This is a genomic window from Corynebacterium gottingense (assembly GCF_003693265.1).
GTDB classification, from domain to species: domain Bacteria; phylum Actinomycetota; class Actinomycetes; order Mycobacteriales; family Mycobacteriaceae; genus Corynebacterium; species Corynebacterium gottingense.
Window position 1 is genome coordinate 1 of sequence record NZ_RDRE01000151.1, and the last position, 1,149, is coordinate 1,149.

Genomic DNA, 1,149 nt, shown 5'->3' on the forward strand with positions numbered 1-1,149 from the left:
GGGGGCGGCGCTGCACCGGGCGGGCATGGACGTGCAGGTTTACGAAGAGCATGCGCAGATCCGCAGCGGAGGCGCCGGCACACGCTCGCGCCGAACGATCTTGCCGCCCTCGACGCCTTAGGTATAGACGCAGATTTCCGCGCGCTGCAGCAGCAACAAGCGCCATTGCAAGGCGGGATCCTTAACCCACGGGGAGATTGGCTCACGCGCATCTCCCCGGAAATCACGCGCGCTTAACCCTCGCGCTCGACCGCACCACACTCCACTCGCTGCTGCTCGCAGGCATCCCGGGCCCCCGCGTCCACACCTCGGCGGAAGCGGTGGGCGTCGACGCCAGATCCGGCACAGTCACCTTCGCCGACGGCACTGAAGCGCGCTTCGACGTCGTGGTGGGCGCGGACGGGATCCGCAGCGCAGTGCGGGCCAGCTGCTTCGACGATCCCGGCATGACCTACGCCGGCTACAACACGTGGCGCGCAATCACCGAAGGGGTACCGCTTGACGCCGGGTTCGAGACCTGGGGAGCGCGCACCCGCTTCGGGGCCGTCCCGCTTCACGACGGCCACACCTCCTGGTTCGCCGTCACCTCCGGCCCAGAAGCCCAGCCCGGAGCCCAAGCGCTCCACCAGGTGCACGCGACCTTCGGGCAGTGGCACGACCCGATCCCCGCCCTGCTGCTCGCCAGCCCGGAGCACTCGGTGCAGTACCTGCCCATCCACGAGTTGGCGAAACCGCTCGCGAGCTACTACAACACCAAGGTCGTGCTGATCGGGGGACGCGGCGCACGCCATGACGGCAAACCTCGGGCAGGGCGCGTGCCAGGGTTTGGAAGACGCTGCAGTCCTCGCCCGGCTGCTGCGCGCAGGCAGCACGGACTTTTCTGCCTACGACACGCACCGGCGCCGCCGCAGTCAACAAGTTGCTCGCCAGTCGCGGCTGATCGGGCGAGCATTACATACCGGCGGCGACCGGGTGACTGCCGCGCGAAACTGGATCCTCAAGCACATGCCCGATGCGGAAATCAACAGGCAGGTACAAGCGGTGACTGCGTGGGAGGTGCCGGAATTGGGGGGTGTGTGCGGCAAGAAGCGTTAAAAAATTAGAGCCCCACATGAAGCGGGGCTCTAGGCCGACCCTCGAAGGGAATCG

The 1,149-nt window shown here is 67.3% G+C and carries 2 protein-coding genes; one reads left to right on the top strand and one right to left on the bottom strand.

Annotated features, from left to right (window positions below):
• Positions 1-233 precede the first annotated feature (233 nt).
• Positions 234-656, bottom strand: a complete 423-nt coding sequence (locus tag EAW56_RS12390) for a hypothetical protein (RefSeq protein ID WP_147453338.1) — start codon at positions 654-656, stop codon at positions 234-236.
• Positions 657-789: 133 nt separating this feature from the next.
• Here EAW56_RS12390 and EAW56_RS12905 point away from each other — a divergent pair, with 133 nt between their 5' ends.
• The gene (locus tag EAW56_RS12905; protein WP_208636528.1) at positions 790-1,095 is read left to right on the top strand and encodes a flavin-dependent monooxygenase; all 306 of its coding nucleotides are present in this window, start codon (positions 790-792) and stop codon (positions 1,093-1,095) included.
• Positions 1,096-1,149 lie beyond the last annotated feature (54 nt).